Origin of the sequence: Vibrio sp. 1641 (genome assembly GCF_033339995.1) — a bacterium.
Taxonomy (GTDB): domain Bacteria; phylum Pseudomonadota; class Gammaproteobacteria; order Enterobacterales; family Vibrionaceae; genus Vibrio; species Vibrio alginolyticus.
Window position 1 is genome coordinate 821,093 of the sequence record NZ_JAWOVP010000001.1, and the last position, 15,662, is coordinate 836,754.

A 15,662-nucleotide genomic window follows, 5' to 3' on the forward strand; every position below is an offset into this window, starting at 1 on the left:
TAGATAGGTAATAATTATTGATTGCTTTTATCTTCTGACAATGTTTATTTTTAAGTGCGAATGTATATTAGAGTAGTTTAATTGGTTAAATTTAAAATAACTCAGCGTTAGGGTAGATAAATATCTCATGAAACTATAGAAGCTGTTTTTAAGCTGCCTAAGTGGAGGTTGATTTATATATTTATCGTAGAAGGAAACACTATGCGTGAAGCGATTTGAATTGTGGTGTTCTAAAAGAAGAGGCCACGAGAAAATAAATTTCCCGTGGCGGCAGTATGAGCTTTGTTCGTTGCTTTAGAGCAAAGTAGCAAGCCTATTGCTAAGAGATTGAAATGACTATTGATGAAGAGTGCTCAAAGCACTAAAGCTCACATCAAAGATTTCTCCTCGATATGCATTATCAGGTTTAAACTGAGGGTAAATTCCGGCTTTGAAGTAAAACGCAATATCAGGCGACGCCCATCTTTCAGTAAGAGTATAGGACTTGTTGTTAGCTGTGTCTGAGTATGCTTCTCCCCACTTCAGTGTGTGCGAGACCATATTACTGCCATCTGCATCGTAGGTGGCTAAAAACAGTCCTTCCTTATCGGCACGGATCGTATATTGCCAGTCTTCGTTTACCGCGTAGGTACCAAGCTTAACGCTGAATGCGTTGCAATCAGTACAGTCTTTGTTGTTATCAAGTTTGTAGTTATCGTTCAGAATAACTCGGACTGGCTTATTGTCACCTTCCCAAAGTAGCTTCACGAGTGCTTGGCTGATTTTCCAACCATGTATCTGGCCTACCACGACTTTTGGTAATTGACCGTCGATTTTAGGGTATTCGTTGATTCTTAGTGTGGCGTTTAGCGTATGCGAAGTTGCACCGGTACGACTATCTTCAATATACCAACTTGTCTCTTCATCGCTGGTGCTGCAATCCGGGGAGTTAGTACTGATGTAGAGCTCTCGCAATTCTGAACGGATGTAACTGGAGTTGGCCGTTGACGTGCCGTAACCCATATCGGCACGGAAATGCATGCTACCGTCAATAACATTGAAGTATGATAAATCAATCTCGCGTTGGTAAACGCTCTCTTCGTTAGACAGAGGATCTTTACTTGAATTACAACGCTCAGGCTCTAATTCAGCCGCGCTGTCACCGCCAAAACCATACCAATCATTTTTGCTTGCAGGAATGGTTAATTTCCAATCGTCAATATTCCAGGCTATTGAATCAGTATGGTCAGTTTTGGTTAGTCCTAGCTGCTTAAATTGTACCTTTGCTTCACCGTTTTCAAACTGGTTGTAAACTCCGGCTTTAAAGTAGCTCAGGAGGTGCTGCCAGTAGGATACATCTACATTTACCTTTTGCTCATCGTTCACTTTAATGGTTAATGTGTTTTCTCCGATTTTTACTTCGAATCGCGTGAATGCGTTGAGATCGGCTTTTCCTAAATCATAACGATCATATGATGTTGCATAACAATCTGATGCGCTAGAAGGTAGACTGCAATCTATGGCATTGTTCTTTACTACCGCCCAGTAATGACCAGTGATACTGTTTCGTTCTTGTTCCCAAACGATTCGTAACAAAGGGTGTGGGATAGCACCTATACCAGAAGTATCTGTGCCTTTGTTATGAATTTGCAGGAAAGTGACTTCATCGTGGTTTGCAGGGGAGCTAGCCATTGCAAGGTTAATCTCTGGTAATCGAACATCTGCATACAAAGTTCTAAAGACGCCTTGTTCTGAAATGTTAAAGTTTTCTCGTTCACGAGCTTCTGAGCGCATTTTGTAGTTCGACATTTTAAAGACAAGGTAATTGGAATCCTTTTCTGCGTAAAAGTGGTCACTCTTATAATCCGAGAATGCTCCATTTTTGACGTCACTGTTTTTGTTTCCCTCCTCCCCATTGGGATCTGATACTTGTAAATCTGAATTACTCAATATGTTTTGAAATTTTGCTATTGAGTATGGTGCTACATGCTCTTGGTGTGGAATATTTGGTTTATCATCTTGGCTTGTAGGGGAGGTATTTCCTCCACACCCTATTAATCCAAGCCCAGAGAAGCTTATTAGAAGCAATTTAGTTGATTTTATAAACACAGTAGTACGTCTCTTACACCATTTAATATTTGTAATACAATATCATTTTAGTGTTATTGGGGAGTAGTTTAGTCATAAGTTAAATAGTAAAAGTGTTAATTAAATCTCAGAAGAGTTCTATATCTATAAGTGGTGTCTTTGATAAGGCGTAAGGTTAAGTTATGTCTGTTTTTCCTAAGAGTTATTAACGGTTTTACTATGATTAAACGCTAATTGATAAGCTCATGTAGAGTCATGTAAACAATCAAAAAAAGCCGAACATGACGTCCGGCTTTGAATTAGTTCCCGATTTTTACATTAATTTTTAGTGACTAGCTAAAGATTAAATTTGTGCGAATGCGCCTTCCCAAGTGTAAGTCACACCGTCGAACTCAACGCGATGTGCCGCGTTTTGCTTGTCTTCGTCTAGATTGCAGATAGCGAAGTGGTAAGCGTTGCCTGTGGTAGTTTGCAGACGAATCACGGTACCCACTTCGTTGTTGCCAATGACGGTTACTGACTCTACTAGGCCACGAGCGCCAACCGATGCTTCGATAGACTCGTTGAAGTAACCGTGTGTCTCTAGCACAGAAGCAAACACGTGGTTCTGACCAGATTGACGTAGGATCAGTGCAGGCTCGCTCTTCAAGTTGAAGTCTGGATCATTTGCGCCAGTGCGAGTGAAGAACACTTTGCCACCGTTTGTTGCGCTTGTGATTAGCGAGTAGTAACTGTTGTCGTGCAACCAACTAACAAGCGAGCTGCCTTGAACTTGGCCTGAACCTACATTCCATAGATGTTGGTAACCGTTGTCTTCGCCCATTGGACGCAGCGTACTTTCTACATCGTATTCAAAGTCCGTACGGATGATTTGACCAGAGTAGTGCACTGGCAGGTCGTATTGGTGCTCTTGATCTGCTTCGATGCGGTAAACATCAATCACAAGTGGTTTTTCGAATTCTGGCAACTCAGCAAGAATGATGCTGCGCTGCATGTCTACACCGTTGTAGTAACCAGAAATACGACCGCTCATGCCTTGCAGTTTTTCGTCATCAGCTTTGAAGAAGTGCTTAGAACCGAACTTGGTTTCTGCTAACGCTGTGTCGAAGTTGTTTTGCGTCTTTTGGTCAACCGTTACTGTGTTGTGCGCGACTGTCTGCTTACAGTAAGACTTGTTCTCTGGGATGTAACGACCGCCAAATTTAGGCTCAACGTTTACCCAGCGACCAAAGCCGTAATCGTGCAGCACTTCATGACCGCGGTTAAATACGCTCAGGTGCAGACCATCGTAGTGACCGTGGTCTAGCGCTGAGTGGTACTGATGATCGCTGCCGTGTTGACCAAACCAGATAAGCGCCATTGTGTCGTCGTCTTGCTCGTCACGGTGACGAAGAATACTTACGCCGCCTTTTTCACCTTCTGGACCGTCAGTTACGAATAGGCTACCCCAGTTGAATGGTTTGATGTTGTCTGCGGCTGCAACCGCGTCAGACAATGTTTTGCCTGAGATATGAACCCAAACGTCTTGCTGGTGGTCTGCCATACCAAGTAGCGTTTCAGACTGCTCGTAACGGTGGAAACATACTGACGTTGCCATGATTACGCCTTCATCATTGATCGAAATCGTCTTCGATGAATCGTTCAGTGCTGGCAAAGTACCATCTGGGAATGCCGTCTTAAATACTGCGTAAGACGTGGTCTTGATGACCGAGTCGTTGAACTCGTAAATACCAAGCTCAGGCTGACGACGTTCAATCGCTTCTGCGAATAGGTAGATTGGACGCAGCGAGAAACGGTGGTAGTAAGGACCTTCCATGTAGTAGCCATCTGGTGAGAACAGTTGGTCTAACTGAGCTAGGAAGCCGCCGCTAACTTTATCCAGTTTCAAGCCGTAAAGCGCTTTGTCGACTGCATCTTGATCGTTAATCGCGTAACCACAGATACCTACTGCAGCTACTGCCCACAGACCGTGGTTGTGTACGATGTCGAAGTCGTGACCGTAAGTGACTACGAACAGCTCAATCATTTGTTTGAACAGGTCGTTTTCAATCAGTGTTTTTTGCTCTTCTTCCAACGTGTGGTAAATGCAGCTGTACGCACAAGACGCGTATAGCATCCACATGTTCTCGTTCAGAGTTTGGTGGAAGATCTTACCCGGAGGATTAGAGTCACGGCTGGTGTTGCTTTCTAGCGTCGGGTAAACCTTCGCGTAAGCCGTTAGCATGTCCACGATGTAATCGCGGTATTTCTGTTCGCCAGTGATAAGGAATAGGCGACCCGCTAGATCAATGTGGATGTAGTTTTGCTTGTGACGGTTATGCTCGTAACCGCCACCTTCGCCGTGACCTGGAACTTCAATACCCACCTCGGCCATGTAAGCGTCAGTTTGTTTGATGTCACGTGCTAATGCATTTCCTAATAGGCTATCCGTGCCAAGTGCTTTGCTTAGTTCTGCCGCTTCTTCAAAGTTCATTAATAGCGGTTGGTAAGACTGGGTTTGGTAGCTCATTATTATTTCTCCTGCCCGAATGCGTTTACTTCTAGAGAGTAGAAGCCATTCCAGCTGTAGGTTTTACCGTTCAATTCTACTTGGTGTGGGGTTTGGTCGTCAGCGCCTAGCACATTGCTGATCATCACAGTAACCAGTGATTTTTCAGTCGTGATTTCTACGATGCTGCCAACGGCGTTGTAACCCACGACGCGGATATCTTTCACCTGACCACGAGCATTCACCGACTGCTCAAACTCTTCGTTGAAGTAGCCGTGTGTTTCTAGCACAGAAGCAAATAGCGTCGATTCGCCCTTGCTGCGTAGAATGAATGCCGGTTCGCTACGTAGGTTAAAGCTTGGGTCATTGGCGCCAGTGCGAGTGAAGATCACTTCATTATCGCCGTTCTGTTTCGTGCTGCTGCTTGTGCCTAACCAAGTGTAGTAGGTGTTGTTTTGTAGCCAGCTAACCAGCGCCGTATCTTGCACTTTGCCGCTCGCTACTTTCCAAAGGTGTTGGTAACCGAAGTCATCGCCAAGCGTGTTCAGTTCACCAAAGCTTTGGTAATCAAAGTTAGTACGTACGATTTGACCATCGTATTGATGAGAGTAGTCGTACTGATGTTCGTCTTCACCTTCGATGCGGTAAAGGTCTAGCAATAGCGGTGCTTCAAGCTCATCGAGGTTAAGCATGAACACACTGCGCTGCATGTCTGTGTTCGGGTAATGGTCGTTCGCAAACGCGCTCATACCGTTGATTTCAGTGCCTTCTACTTTGAAGAAGTGAGGCAAACCGTGCACTGAATCAGCGCGGTCTACATCGAAACCGTTCTGACATTGCTCATCAATCGTTACCGCGTTGTGCGCGATAGTTTGACGTGCGTACGATTTGTTTTCGTCTAGGTAACGACCGCCGAATTTAGGCTCAACGTTTACCCAGCGACAGAAGCCGTATTCACGCAGCACTTCTTGACCACGGTTGAAGAAGGTAATGCCAAGCGTATCAAAGTTACCATGTCCCATGCCGTGTTGACCGTAGTTCATCACAAGCTGTGACACATCACCGGTTTTATCCTGCATACGGATAAAGCCTTGTGCTCCGTTGTTACCAGTTGGACCTTCGTTGAGCTCCACACTTGGCCAGAAAGGCATGCCGATTTCACGGTCTGCGATGGCTTTATCGTAAGCTTGAGAAAGCTCAAGACCACATGGGTGCATCCAAACGGCGTTTTGAATCTTCGCCATGCCTAGGATGTTGTCATCCATACCGTAGTGTTTGCTGTAAACGCTCACTGCAACTTGAACACCCATGTCGGTAATGCTCATGGTACGAGATGCATCGTTTAGGGCAGGGAACTCACCATTCGGGTAAGCCGTTGCCAGCATCGCTTGTACTGTGTTGCCAATCACTTTGTCTTTGTAGTTGTAGATGTCTACTTCAGGCATGTGACGGTGTACTACTTCTGCAAATACACAAGTTGGACGAATCGCATAACGATGGTAGTACGGACCTTCCATGTAGTAACCAGAAGGGGCGAACAGCTGTGAGATTTGCGCTAGGAAGCCGCCAGTATCATCACGGTCTTGACCGTATACCGACATCTCTAGGTATTCAGGTTTACCAATAGCTAGGCCACAAATACCAACAGCTGCAACTGCCCAGATGCCGTGGTTGTGAATACGGTCGAAGTCGTGCGCGTATTTCACTGTGAACATGTCTAGCATTGGTTCGAAAATTCGCTCAACAACGGCTGTGCGCTCTTCTTCTGTCATCACTGATGCCACGCAAGAGTAAGCAAGGCTAGTAAACATTAACCAACAGTGTTCATTAAGGATCTGGTGGAAAAGACGACCTGTTGGGTTAGTGTTTTTCTGTACGTGGAAATCAAAGGTGAGGTACTTCTCTGCGTAAATAGCGAGAAGATCTTTAACGAACTGCGCGTACTTTTCTTCTTGAGTGATCAAGAACAAACGACCCGCTAAGTTCATGTAGGTATAGTTTTGTTTGTGGCGGTTGTGCTCGTAGCCACCCGCTTCGCCGTGACCTGGTACGTCTAGAGGCAGACGCATAAAGGCTTCAAGTTCCTTGCGATTCGCTTCAATGGATTTGCCCATTAAGCTCGGCTTTCCGACTTCCTTTCTTAGTAGTTCGACTTCTGCTTCAGTCAACAAAATCGGTTGTGTAGTCATTTCTTTACCACCCTCAGATGAAGTGTGTTGTTTTCTTAAACTTTCCATAAAGTAATACAATATTAAGTTTGGGTGTAGTTTTTGTGGCAAAAAGGGAGAGTGAAATCACGCGAGTTTAGCTAACTTATTGATTTATATTGTTGTGGTAATCCTTGTTGTGGCTGATGTTTCGGCGTTATCAATCGTTAAGTGGAATGCTTTAACGAGCGCCGTTTGATGAATATCACATATTTTTAGAAATATTGTATGACAATTAAAATGGATCGGATATGCTCGTTACCAATTCGACAGCAGACCCTTTCGCTGCGCGTTTCACTTTTATCAATACGACGCTTTTTTAAGAGAACCTTTTAATAAAAGCATGGTTAAGAATGAAGTGCCGTAGGGTTCGCTTTAATAGAGACTTTTTAGGAGTATGACGATGAATTCTTTCTTTGTATTAGATGAGAACCCGTGGGAAGAGCTAGGCGGCGGTATCAAACGTAAAATTGTTGCTTACACAGATGACCTAATGGCGGTTCACCTATGTTTTGATAAAGGTGCGATTGGCGCTCCGCATACTCACGAAATCCATGATCAAATCGGTTACGTAGTACGTGGCAGCTTTGAAGCGGAAATCGAAGGCGAGAAGAAAGTACTAAAAGAAGGCGACGCATACTTTGCTCGTAAGCACATGATGCACGGTGCGGTTGCACTAGAGCAAGACAGCATTCTTCTAGATATCTTCAACCCAGCTCGTGAAGACTTCTTAAAATAATCTATAGCGCAACCTCAGTTGCTAAGGTGACAACATGAAATCATTAAACATCGCGGTCATTGGCGAATGTATGGTTGAGCTACAGAAAAAGGAAGGTCAGCTAAAGCAGTCATTCGGTGGTGATACGTTGAATACCGCACTGTATTTATCTCGTTTGACCAAAGCTCACGATATCAAAACCAGCTATGTAACGGCTCTAGGTAACGATCCTTTTAGCCAAGAAATGCTATCAGCATGGCAAGAAGAGGGCATCGATACTAGCCTCGTTCTTTCCGTTAAAGAAAAGCAACCAGGTATCTACTACATCGAAACCGATGAAACTGGCGAACGTTACTTCCACTACTGGCGTAACGAAGCGGCCGCTAAGTTCCTATTCGAACAAAATGAGTCTCCGCTATTAGTCGACAAACTTTACTCGTACGATGCGGTTTACTTGAGCGGTATTACATTAGCGATCCTTACTGAAGAAGGTAAGACGCAACTGTTTGGCTTCCTTGAGCGCTTCAAGGCACAAGGTGGTAAGGTTATTTTCGATAACAACTACCGTCCTAAATTGTGGGAAAGCCGCGAGAATGCCATGTCTTGGTACCTTAAGATCCTTAAGCACACAGATATTGCACTGCTCACATTTGAAGATGAGCAAATGCTTTACGGTGACGAGCATCTAGAACAGTGCATCGAGAGAACCTCTGCCCTGGGTGTGGATGAAATCATCATCAAACGTGGTAGCAAAGATTGCTTGGTTGTGGCGAATGGCGAAGCGCAATACGTGGCGCCAAACAAAGTCGACAACGTGATTGATACAACAGCGGCTGGTGATTCTTTCAGTGCGGGCTTCTTGGCGAAGCGTTTGACTGGCGGTAATGCAGCTGAATCGGCTTACTCTGGCCACTGTATGGCTGGCGCGGTAATTCAACATAAAGGTGCCATCATTCCACGTGAAGTGATGCCAGATCTTCCTTTGTAATTCTTTTGCGGAGCGTTGAGTAATCGGCGCTCCGCAGTGATTTATTGAACTCAAGTTAACGACGACGAGTACACTCTTATGACGACATTAAACGAACAATTAGCAAACCTAAAAGTAATTCCTGTTATTGCCATCAACAAAGCAGAAGATGCGATCCCTCTGGGTCGCACCTTGGTTGAAAACGGTATGCCTTGCGCAGAGATCACGTTCCGCACAGAGTGTGCTGCAGAAGCGATTCGTGCTATGCGCGCTGAGTTCCCAGAAATGCTGATCGGTGCAGGTACGATCCTAACTAACGAGCAAGTAGACCAAGCGATCGAAGCTGGTGTGGACTTTATCGTAAGCCCAGGTTTTAACCCTCGCACGGTTCAATACTGCCTAGACAAAGGCGTGGCTATCGTACCTGGCGTAAACAACCCAAGCCTAGTTGAGCAAGCGATGGAAATGGGTCTGCGTACACTTAAGTTCTTCCCTGCTGAGCCATCTGGCGGTGTTGGTATGCTTAAAGCACTAACGGCGGTTTACCCAGTGAAATTCATGCCAACAGGTGGCGTGAGCCTAGGTAACGTAGACGAATACTTGTCTATCCCTTCAGTACTGGCATGTGGCGGTACTTGGATGGTGCCAACAAAACTTATCGATGAAGGTAAGTGGGATGAACTGGGTACACTGGTTCGCGACGCAGTAGCTCACGTAGCATAAGTGTCGTAACACCCCGATAAAACTAGCGAAAGAATGAAAAGCGAGCCTCAGTGCTCGCTTTTTTGTGTTTGAAAGTTTGAAAGAGGCGAGAGTTAAGAATCGCATTCATATAAATCCTACTTTCTATCAAATTTTTTCGAAACATCTCATTACGTTTCCTTTAAAGAAATGCCGCGCATTTTTGATCTTCAGACAAAGCGCGAAGAAGAAAAATATTCCATACTCTAATAAATTTCAATTAGACAATTTGTATTACAATATATTGAGGTGTTCTGAATGGCAATTATCTCCTAGAAAGCCATTGGTCTAAGAAATTAAGGGGTTTTACGTATTTTTTTCGTTGAATAACTTATGCTTTAGATCACAATTAAAACTTATTGTAGTACAAATAGAGTTGTGAGGAGAGTAGTCTAGACGTTAGAAAATGATCAAACTTGAAAGGCTGAAAAAATGACTATTGATACTCTTGTTGTTCTTGCCTACTTCTTCTTCTTAGTTGCAATTGGTTGGATGTTCCGTAAGTTCACTACCTCGACCAGTGACTACTTCCGAGGGGGCGGTAAGATGTTATGGTGGATGGTAGGTGCTACCGCCTTCATGACGCAATTTTCAGCATGGACGTTTACAGGTGCCGCAGGACGCGCGTTCAACGACGGTTTCGTTGTTGTAATCCTATTCTTAGCCAACGCATTTGGCTACTTTATGAACTACCTCTATTTTGCTCCAAAGTTCCGCCAACTACGTGTAGTGACGGCGATTGAAGCAATTCGTCAACGTTTTGGTAAGACTTCAGAGCAGTTCTTCACTTGGGCTGGTATGCCAGACAGCTTGATCTCGGCCGGTATTTGGTTGAATGGTCTTGCGATTTTCGTGGCAGCGGTCTTCAACATTCCTATGGAAGCGACCATCATCGTTACGGGCTTAGTGCTAATGCTAATGGCGGTAACAGGCGGCTCTTGGGCGGTTGTTGCATCTGACTTTATGCAGATGCTGGTTATCATGGCAGTGACGATCACTTGTGCGGTGGCGGCATACTTCCATGGTGGCGGTATTGGCAACATCGTGTCGAACTTCCACGGCGACTTCATGCTGGGTAACAACCTGAACTACTTCAGTATCTTTATCCTTTGGGTTGTCTTCATCTTTGTTAAACAGTTCGGTGTCATGAACAACAGCATCAACGCTTACCGCTACTTATGTGCAAAAGACAGTGAAAACGCACGTAAAGCTGCAGGTCTTGCATGTGTGCTGATGATTGTTGGTCCTATCATCTGGTTCCTACCACCTTGGTACGTTGCGGCATTTATGCCTGATTTCGCAGAGCAATACGGCTCAGTAGGTGGTGATGCAGCATACCTAGCATTCGTACAAAACGTAATGCCAGCAGGTATGGTGGGTCTTCTGATGTCAGCAATGTTTGCGGCGACCATGTCTTCAATGGACTCTGGTCTTAACCGTAACGCGGGCATCTTTGTGATGAACTTCTACAGCCCGATTGTGCGTCCACAAGCGTCGCAAAAAGAACTGGTTATCGTGAGTAAAGCAACGACTATCGTGATGGGCTTCATCATCATTGGTATCGGTCTATTCATTAACTCACTACGTCACTTGAGCCTGTTCGATATCGTACTGAACGTCGGTGCATTAATTGGCTTCCCAATGCTGATTCCTGTACTACTTGGTATGTGGATTCGTAAGACGCCGGATTGGGCTGGTTGGGCAACACTGGTTGTTGGTGGCTTTGTTTCTTACATCTTCGGTATCTCACTACAAGCAGAAGATGTAGAGCGCCTATTCGGTCTAGAGCAAGCGTTTACAGGACGTGAGTGGGCAGATCTGAAAGTTGGCTTGAGCTTAGCGGCACACGTTATCTTCACCGGTGGTTTCTTCTTGCTGACAACGCGCTTCTACAAAGGTCTATCACCTGAACGTGAGAAAGAAGTGGAGCAATTGTTCGAGAACTGGAATACGCCACTTGTGGCTGACAGCGAAGAGCAGCAGAACCTAGATACAAAACAGCGCGGCATGCTTGGTAAGCTTATCAGCGTAGCGGGCTTCGGTATCCTAGCTATGGCTCTAATTCCAAATGAACCATCTGGTCGACTACTGTTTATCTTGTGTGGTGCGATTGTTCTCTCGGTGGGTGTTCTATTGGTGAACGCAGCCCGAGGGCCTAAAAGCCCAAAGTTAGCTAACGCGAAAAGCTAACCAAAGTTAAAGACTCTCAATGAAAAATCCCGCGGTGTTAAAGCCGTGGGATTTTTTGATCAAGCTGACTGAGAAAGCGTGGCGCATCGTTTGTTGTTATTCGTTGTATTGGGGAACTCCCAATAAGGTGCGACTATATTCACATTAGAGTCGTCAGCCTAAAGCGAAAAAGCAATCTAACTTTCTTTGCATGCCGTGTTTACACTTTACACCCCAAACCTGATGCTTTGTCTATTTAAATAAATATGTGTGCCTTCTTAGCAAAGAAAAAGCATTAAATCAGACGTAGCTTTAATGAGGCGTACGCCAGAAATAGGAGAGAGGTTTTGAAGTGTGAGTGGAAAATATATAAGAGAATTGGAAGAGGCTGCCCTGCAAAACTTTAAAGGAGTGGCTAGGGTATCAAGGAGTGATGAGCGTCTGGGGAAGAGGAAAAACAAAAAAGCCCAGCCACATTGGTTGCTGGGCTTATAGTTGCAACTGAGTGTGACTAAGCTTCTAGCTCTGCAAAGTAGTCGAAGATGACTGGAACGTCATTTTGACCAAGGCCTTTATCAACTGCCGCTTGTAGACTCTTAGAAGTGCCCTCTGCAATTAGGGAAGTTGTACCAAGCTCTTCGCATAGAGCAAGGAAGTAACCGAGGTCTTTGTTTGCGTTTGCGACAGAGAAGCCTAGTTTTTCTTCGCCATCTACGGCGTAAAACTTACAGAATTGCATAAATGGTGAGTTTGATGGTCCTGCAGACATGATGTCGAATAATTGTTGACCATCAACACCAGCACGTTTAGCAACAGCAAATGCCTGAGACATGGTTGCTACGGTTGTCATACCCATAAAGTTATTCACAAGCTTAGTTACGTGACCAGAGCCTAGTGCGCCAAGGTGGAATACGTTTTCACCTTGATCGTCCAGTACGGGCTTAACCTTATTGAATGTTTCGACGTCGCCTGCGGCCATGATGTTCAGTAAACCATCTTTTGCGTGGGCAGGTGTACGACCTAGAGGCGCATCAATCATACCAGCCCCTTTCTTAGCAAGGTCAGCGCCAATCTTCTTCGTTGAAGCTGGAATAGATGTACCGAAGTCGATGAGTGTTTTACCTTCTGACATGCCAGCTAGAACACCAGTGTCTCCGTAAACAACTTTTTCGACAACTTCAGATGTTGTTAGGCACAGCATCACGATATCACTTTTCTCTGCTAGCTCTTTACCTGAAGAAGCTTCAGAAGCGTTTCCACGAGCTAGTACTGCGTCAACAGCATCTTTATTGAGGTCCATTACAGCAACTTCGTAACCACGTTTCTGTAGGTTTTCAACCATGTTTCCGCCCATCAAGCCTAGGCCGATGAAACCAATGATAGGTTTAGTCATTTTAACTCCAAAAATACTATTGTATGATTATATTGCTTGTTGGTAATCATAATGACTATTGTGGCTTTTGCAATTGAAAATTATGAGCATAGCGGGCTTGGGATGAATTTTTTCTAAAAGTGAGATGTAAGTAAGGTTTGTGGGGGTTTTATTCATCAGTGTATATAAGAAAAGCGAATTCATCACGCTTCCATTTTATCGTGAACAAAGCCTTTAGGGGGCTTAAATAATGTAAAAATAAAATTTATTGTAATACAAGTGATTTTGTTTCAGCTAGAGGAATACTGTCCATACCAAAAAATGGGTGAAACGTTACAGATGGGGTTAAAGGAGAGGTGGTATAAGGATAAGCCGCAGTACAAACATACTGCGGCCGTTATCAAATCAGTACTAAAGCGCACTTACTGATAGGTAAAAAGACTTATTGGTACTAAATGCCTAAAGCTTGACCACCACCAATTTGCAGTGTTTCTGCGGTAATGAATGATGCATCTTTACTTACCAGAAAAGAGATAGTAGAGGCGACTTCCTCTGGCTGGCCTAGGCGTCCAAGCATAATACTGTCTGCCCAAGAAGCAAATACTTCAGGCTTGGTTGCTTTGATTTGAGCATGGAATGGTGTATCGATAGTGCCAGGAGATACTGCATTGACACGAATTCCAGCCGGAGCTAACTCTTTAGCTAAAGCGCGAGTTAATGTATGAACGGCGGCTTTTGATGTACCGTAAATACCTGCACCTGGACCACCTGCATTCCAAGCAGCGTTTGAAGTGAAGTTGATAATTGATGCGTTATCAGACTTTTTTAGAAATGGAATCGCTGCGCGTGATACGAAGAATGCACTATCGAGGTTTAAAGCCATGACTTTACGGAAAAAAGCAGTTTCCATACCTTCAATAGGACTACGACCACCAAGACCACCTGCGTTATTAACGACAACATCGATTTTGCCGTATTTTTCACCAATAGCATTGATGTTTTCATCGACGGCATGTTCATCTGTAACGTCAAAACCGTAGTATTCAGCCTCAATCCCTGCGTTATGTAGTTTGGAGACACACTCCGAACCTTTTTCATCTTCAATGCCGTTTAGAATGACCGTGTATCCATCCTGACCAAGACGCTTTGCCACTTGGAAGCCGATACCGCCAGTAGCACCAGAAATAAATGCAATTTTAGTAGACATAATGGTGTTCTCTCATGTTTGTAGAGTTGGAAAGGATTTTTCATTCAACATAGGGTATTATTGTAATACAAATGGTTTTAATAAACAGAGAAACACCAACAATGAGAAGTCGATCACGTACTTTTTTGAGATGCTGACTCATCCAGTGGCATATATCGACTTTTACGGTCGTGCATGATTTGTATCTAGTCAGGAGAATCGGGATATATAAACAATTGAGCATATAGCTGCCGGCTTAGCTCGTTGGGCTGAGGTTTGTTTCAAGTAGAAAGAAAGCCGATTAACAGTGGGTCTTTGTTGCCAAACTTATGATTTCATTTAGGCTTGCCAAGTGATGGTTGGAGAACTTTGTCGAGAGGTTGAGTTTTAAGCGGGTAGGGAACCTTTTTAGGATCTTAAGTTTTTCAAGGTCATTCTGAATAGCGAGGGACGAGCGTGATTTAGAATCTCTTGCCCGAGCATGCTGTTATGATATGTGGCCCCGTTTCGCCGAGCGTTATTCATCACCATTATTCTGAAGAGTCGAGTTAGGATCTACCGGAATAACGATTTTGACTAAGCTGAGATAAAAATGCCCGCTAAATCAGCGGGCACTTTTGTTTACGTCATTAATGGTGCATGTGTTTTTCCATGTGACCTTGTTTTTCAACCGCCATTTCTACTTCCACTTTACCCGCGTTTTTGAATGTTAACGTCATAGGGAAGCGGTCGCCTTCTTTAAGAGTTTGTGTTGGGTTAAAAATCATTAAATGGAAGCTGCCTGGCTTAAACAACACTGAGTCATTGGCTGGAACGCGCACTTCGTCAATCTTAATCATTTTCATCACACCATCTTCTTTCTTATGCGTGTGAATTTCGACATGCCCTGCGATTGGGCTTTCTGCTGCGATCAATGCATCTTCACTGTCACCGTGGTTGGTTAATTGAAAAAAACCACCGATAACAGGTGCGTTTGGTGGCGCTTCGCGGCTCCATGGATGGTCGATATGAATTTTTCCTGCTTCATAATCGTGCGCTAAACTCAGTGGGCTAGCGATGACAGCAATAAGCGCGATAGCGGCGGTTTTTAATGATTTAAGCATGTGTTTTTCCTTTTGAATTAATAGCTTCTCTGAATGGACAACAAACAGAGTCATCGTTATTTTTGAATAAAGTTGTCAATGATTAGATGCCTGTTAGGCAGGAAAAACACTCGGCGGAGAGTGCTTAGGCGCGATGTGTTTGTAAACGAGCTTATCGCATTTTGAAAAGTGATAAGTCGTAAGTGCATACTTTACTCGGCGCAGCCAATGGATGGTTGTCAGGTAAAGCCCAATCGCAACTAAAAGAAAGAATTGAACAGCTTGAAGAAGCGGGCATTCAAACTGGAAGCCGTCGTGTAAGTTAAGATCTTGGATGAGCTTAGAAGAAGATTGAGCGTTAGCCTCAATCAACGTATTGATATCCACCCATTTGAAACCATCTGCGGTACACAGTAAAACCTTTTCACTTTGGACTTTGTTGAGCCAAGTTGTGCTGTGAACTTGTGTAGGATTAAGAGCGGCTGTGGACGCTAAATACAACTGAAACAACACCGCGATAATAACCGCAATAGCGTGCAAGCGATGGTGTTTGTGCTGTATTAGAGTGTTTTCCATACAATTGAGTGCTTATCTTCTTCGGCGCGGAATACTAACAAATTAACCAAACAATGTAATTATCAGTTTACTAAAAGGTGATGCAAGTG

At 44.2% G+C, this 15,662-nt stretch carries 11 protein-coding genes; 4 read left to right on the forward strand and 7 right to left on the reverse strand.

Annotation, left to right across the window (positions count from 1 at the left end):
- Nucleotides 1–336: 336 nt before the first annotated feature.
- From R7Z47_RS03620 to R7Z47_RS03630, 3 genes are all read right to left on the reverse strand, one after another.
- Nucleotides 337–2,088: a polysaccharide lyase family 7 protein gene (locus tag R7Z47_RS03620; protein ID WP_262606497.1), complete on the reverse strand. Its 1,752-nt coding sequence runs from the start codon at nucleotides 2,086–2,088 to the stop codon at nucleotides 337–339.
- Between the two features lie 322 nt (nucleotides 2,089–2,410).
- Nucleotides 2,411–4,576, reverse strand: coding sequence for a heparinase II/III family protein (locus tag R7Z47_RS03625; RefSeq protein WP_213871159.1), 2,166 nt, complete (start codon nucleotides 4,574–4,576; stop codon nucleotides 2,411–2,413).
- 2 nt (nucleotides 4,577–4,578) lie between these two features.
- Nucleotides 4,579–6,744: a heparinase II/III family protein gene (locus R7Z47_RS03630; protein WP_213903735.1), complete on the reverse strand. Its 2,166-nt coding sequence runs from the start codon at nucleotides 6,742–6,744 to the stop codon at nucleotides 4,579–4,581.
- A 421-nt stretch (nucleotides 6,745–7,165) separates the two neighbouring features.
- Between R7Z47_RS03630 and R7Z47_RS03635 the strand changes: the two genes are divergently transcribed.
- The 4 genes from R7Z47_RS03635 to R7Z47_RS03650 all read left to right on the forward strand — a co-directional run bounded on the left by R7Z47_RS03635 (nucleotide 7,166) and on the right by R7Z47_RS03650 (nucleotide 11,378).
- A complete protein-coding gene (locus R7Z47_RS03635) occupies nucleotides 7,166–7,501 on the forward strand; it encodes a cupin domain-containing protein (RefSeq protein ID WP_005450851.1) in 336 nt (111 codons plus the stop codon).
- 34 nt (nucleotides 7,502–7,535) lie between these two features.
- Nucleotides 7,536–8,468 (forward strand): sugar kinase, encoded by a 933-nt coding sequence (locus tag R7Z47_RS03640; RefSeq protein WP_005437155.1) that lies wholly within the window; start codon nucleotides 7,536–7,538, stop codon nucleotides 8,466–8,468.
- A 78-nt stretch (nucleotides 8,469–8,546) separates the two neighbouring features.
- A complete protein-coding gene (locus tag R7Z47_RS03645) occupies nucleotides 8,547–9,170 on the forward strand; it encodes a bifunctional 4-hydroxy-2-oxoglutarate aldolase/2-dehydro-3-deoxy-phosphogluconate aldolase (RefSeq protein ID WP_005388506.1) in 624 nt (207 codons plus the stop codon).
- Nucleotides 9,171–9,620: 450 nt separating this feature from the next.
- The gene (locus R7Z47_RS03650) at nucleotides 9,621–11,378 is read left to right on the forward strand and encodes a sodium:solute symporter family protein (RefSeq protein ID WP_137282567.1); all 1,758 of its coding nucleotides are present in this window, start codon (nucleotides 9,621–9,623) and stop codon (nucleotides 11,376–11,378) included.
- A 490-nt stretch (nucleotides 11,379–11,868) separates the two neighbouring features.
- Here the strand turns inward: R7Z47_RS03650 and R7Z47_RS03655 are convergent, their stop codons facing one another.
- From R7Z47_RS03655 to R7Z47_RS03670, 4 genes are all read right to left on the reverse strand, one after another.
- The gene (locus tag R7Z47_RS03655) at nucleotides 11,869–12,765 is read right to left on the reverse strand and encodes an NAD(P)-dependent oxidoreductase (protein ID WP_372051950.1); all 897 of its coding nucleotides are present in this window, start codon (nucleotides 12,763–12,765) and stop codon (nucleotides 11,869–11,871) included.
- Between the two features lie 415 nt (nucleotides 12,766–13,180).
- Nucleotides 13,181–13,936: an SDR family NAD(P)-dependent oxidoreductase gene (locus tag R7Z47_RS03660; RefSeq protein WP_318129826.1), complete on the reverse strand. Its 756-nt coding sequence runs from the start codon at nucleotides 13,934–13,936 to the stop codon at nucleotides 13,181–13,183.
- A gap of 608 nt (nucleotides 13,937–14,544) precedes the next feature.
- Nucleotides 14,545–15,018, reverse strand: a complete 474-nt coding sequence (locus R7Z47_RS03665; RefSeq protein ID WP_005375841.1) for a copper chaperone PCu(A)C — start codon at nucleotides 15,016–15,018, stop codon at nucleotides 14,545–14,547.
- Between the two features lie 93 nt (nucleotides 15,019–15,111).
- Entirely contained in the window at nucleotides 15,112–15,573 is a 462-nt protein-coding gene (locus R7Z47_RS03670; RefSeq protein ID WP_005388493.1) for a hypothetical protein, read from the reverse strand.
- Between the last annotated feature and the right edge of the window lie 89 nt (nucleotides 15,574–15,662).

Bases quoted from the DNA above. Each gene is read 5' to 3' on its own strand.
- R7Z47_RS03625 (WP_213871159.1), bottom strand. From the start codon at position 4,576: ATGAGCTACCAAACCCAGTCTTACCAACCGCTATTAATGAACTTTGAA.
- R7Z47_RS03630 (WP_213903735.1), bottom strand. From the start codon at position 6,744: ATGACTACACAACCGATTTTGTTGACTGAAGCAGAAGTCGAACTACTA.
- R7Z47_RS03635 (WP_005450851.1), top strand. From the start codon at position 7,166: ATGAATTCTTTCTTTGTATTAGATGAGAACCCGTGGGAAGAGCTAGGC.
- R7Z47_RS03640 (WP_005437155.1), top strand. From the start codon at position 7,536: ATGAAATCATTAAACATCGCGGTCATTGGCGAATGTATGGTTGAGCTA.
- R7Z47_RS03645 (WP_005388506.1), top strand. From the start codon at position 8,547: ATGACGACATTAAACGAACAATTAGCAAACCTAAAAGTAATTCCTGTT.
- R7Z47_RS03650 (WP_137282567.1), top strand. From the start codon at position 9,621: ATGACTATTGATACTCTTGTTGTTCTTGCCTACTTCTTCTTCTTAGTT.
- R7Z47_RS03660 (WP_318129826.1), bottom strand. From the start codon at position 13,936: ATGTCTACTAAAATTGCATTTATTTCTGGTGCTACTGGCGGTATCGGC.
- R7Z47_RS03665 (WP_005375841.1), bottom strand. From the start codon at position 15,018: ATGCTTAAATCATTAAAAACCGCCGCTATCGCGCTTATTGCTGTCATC.
- R7Z47_RS03670 (WP_005388493.1), bottom strand. From the start codon at position 15,573: ATGGAAAACACTCTAATACAGCACAAACACCATCGCTTGCACGCTATT.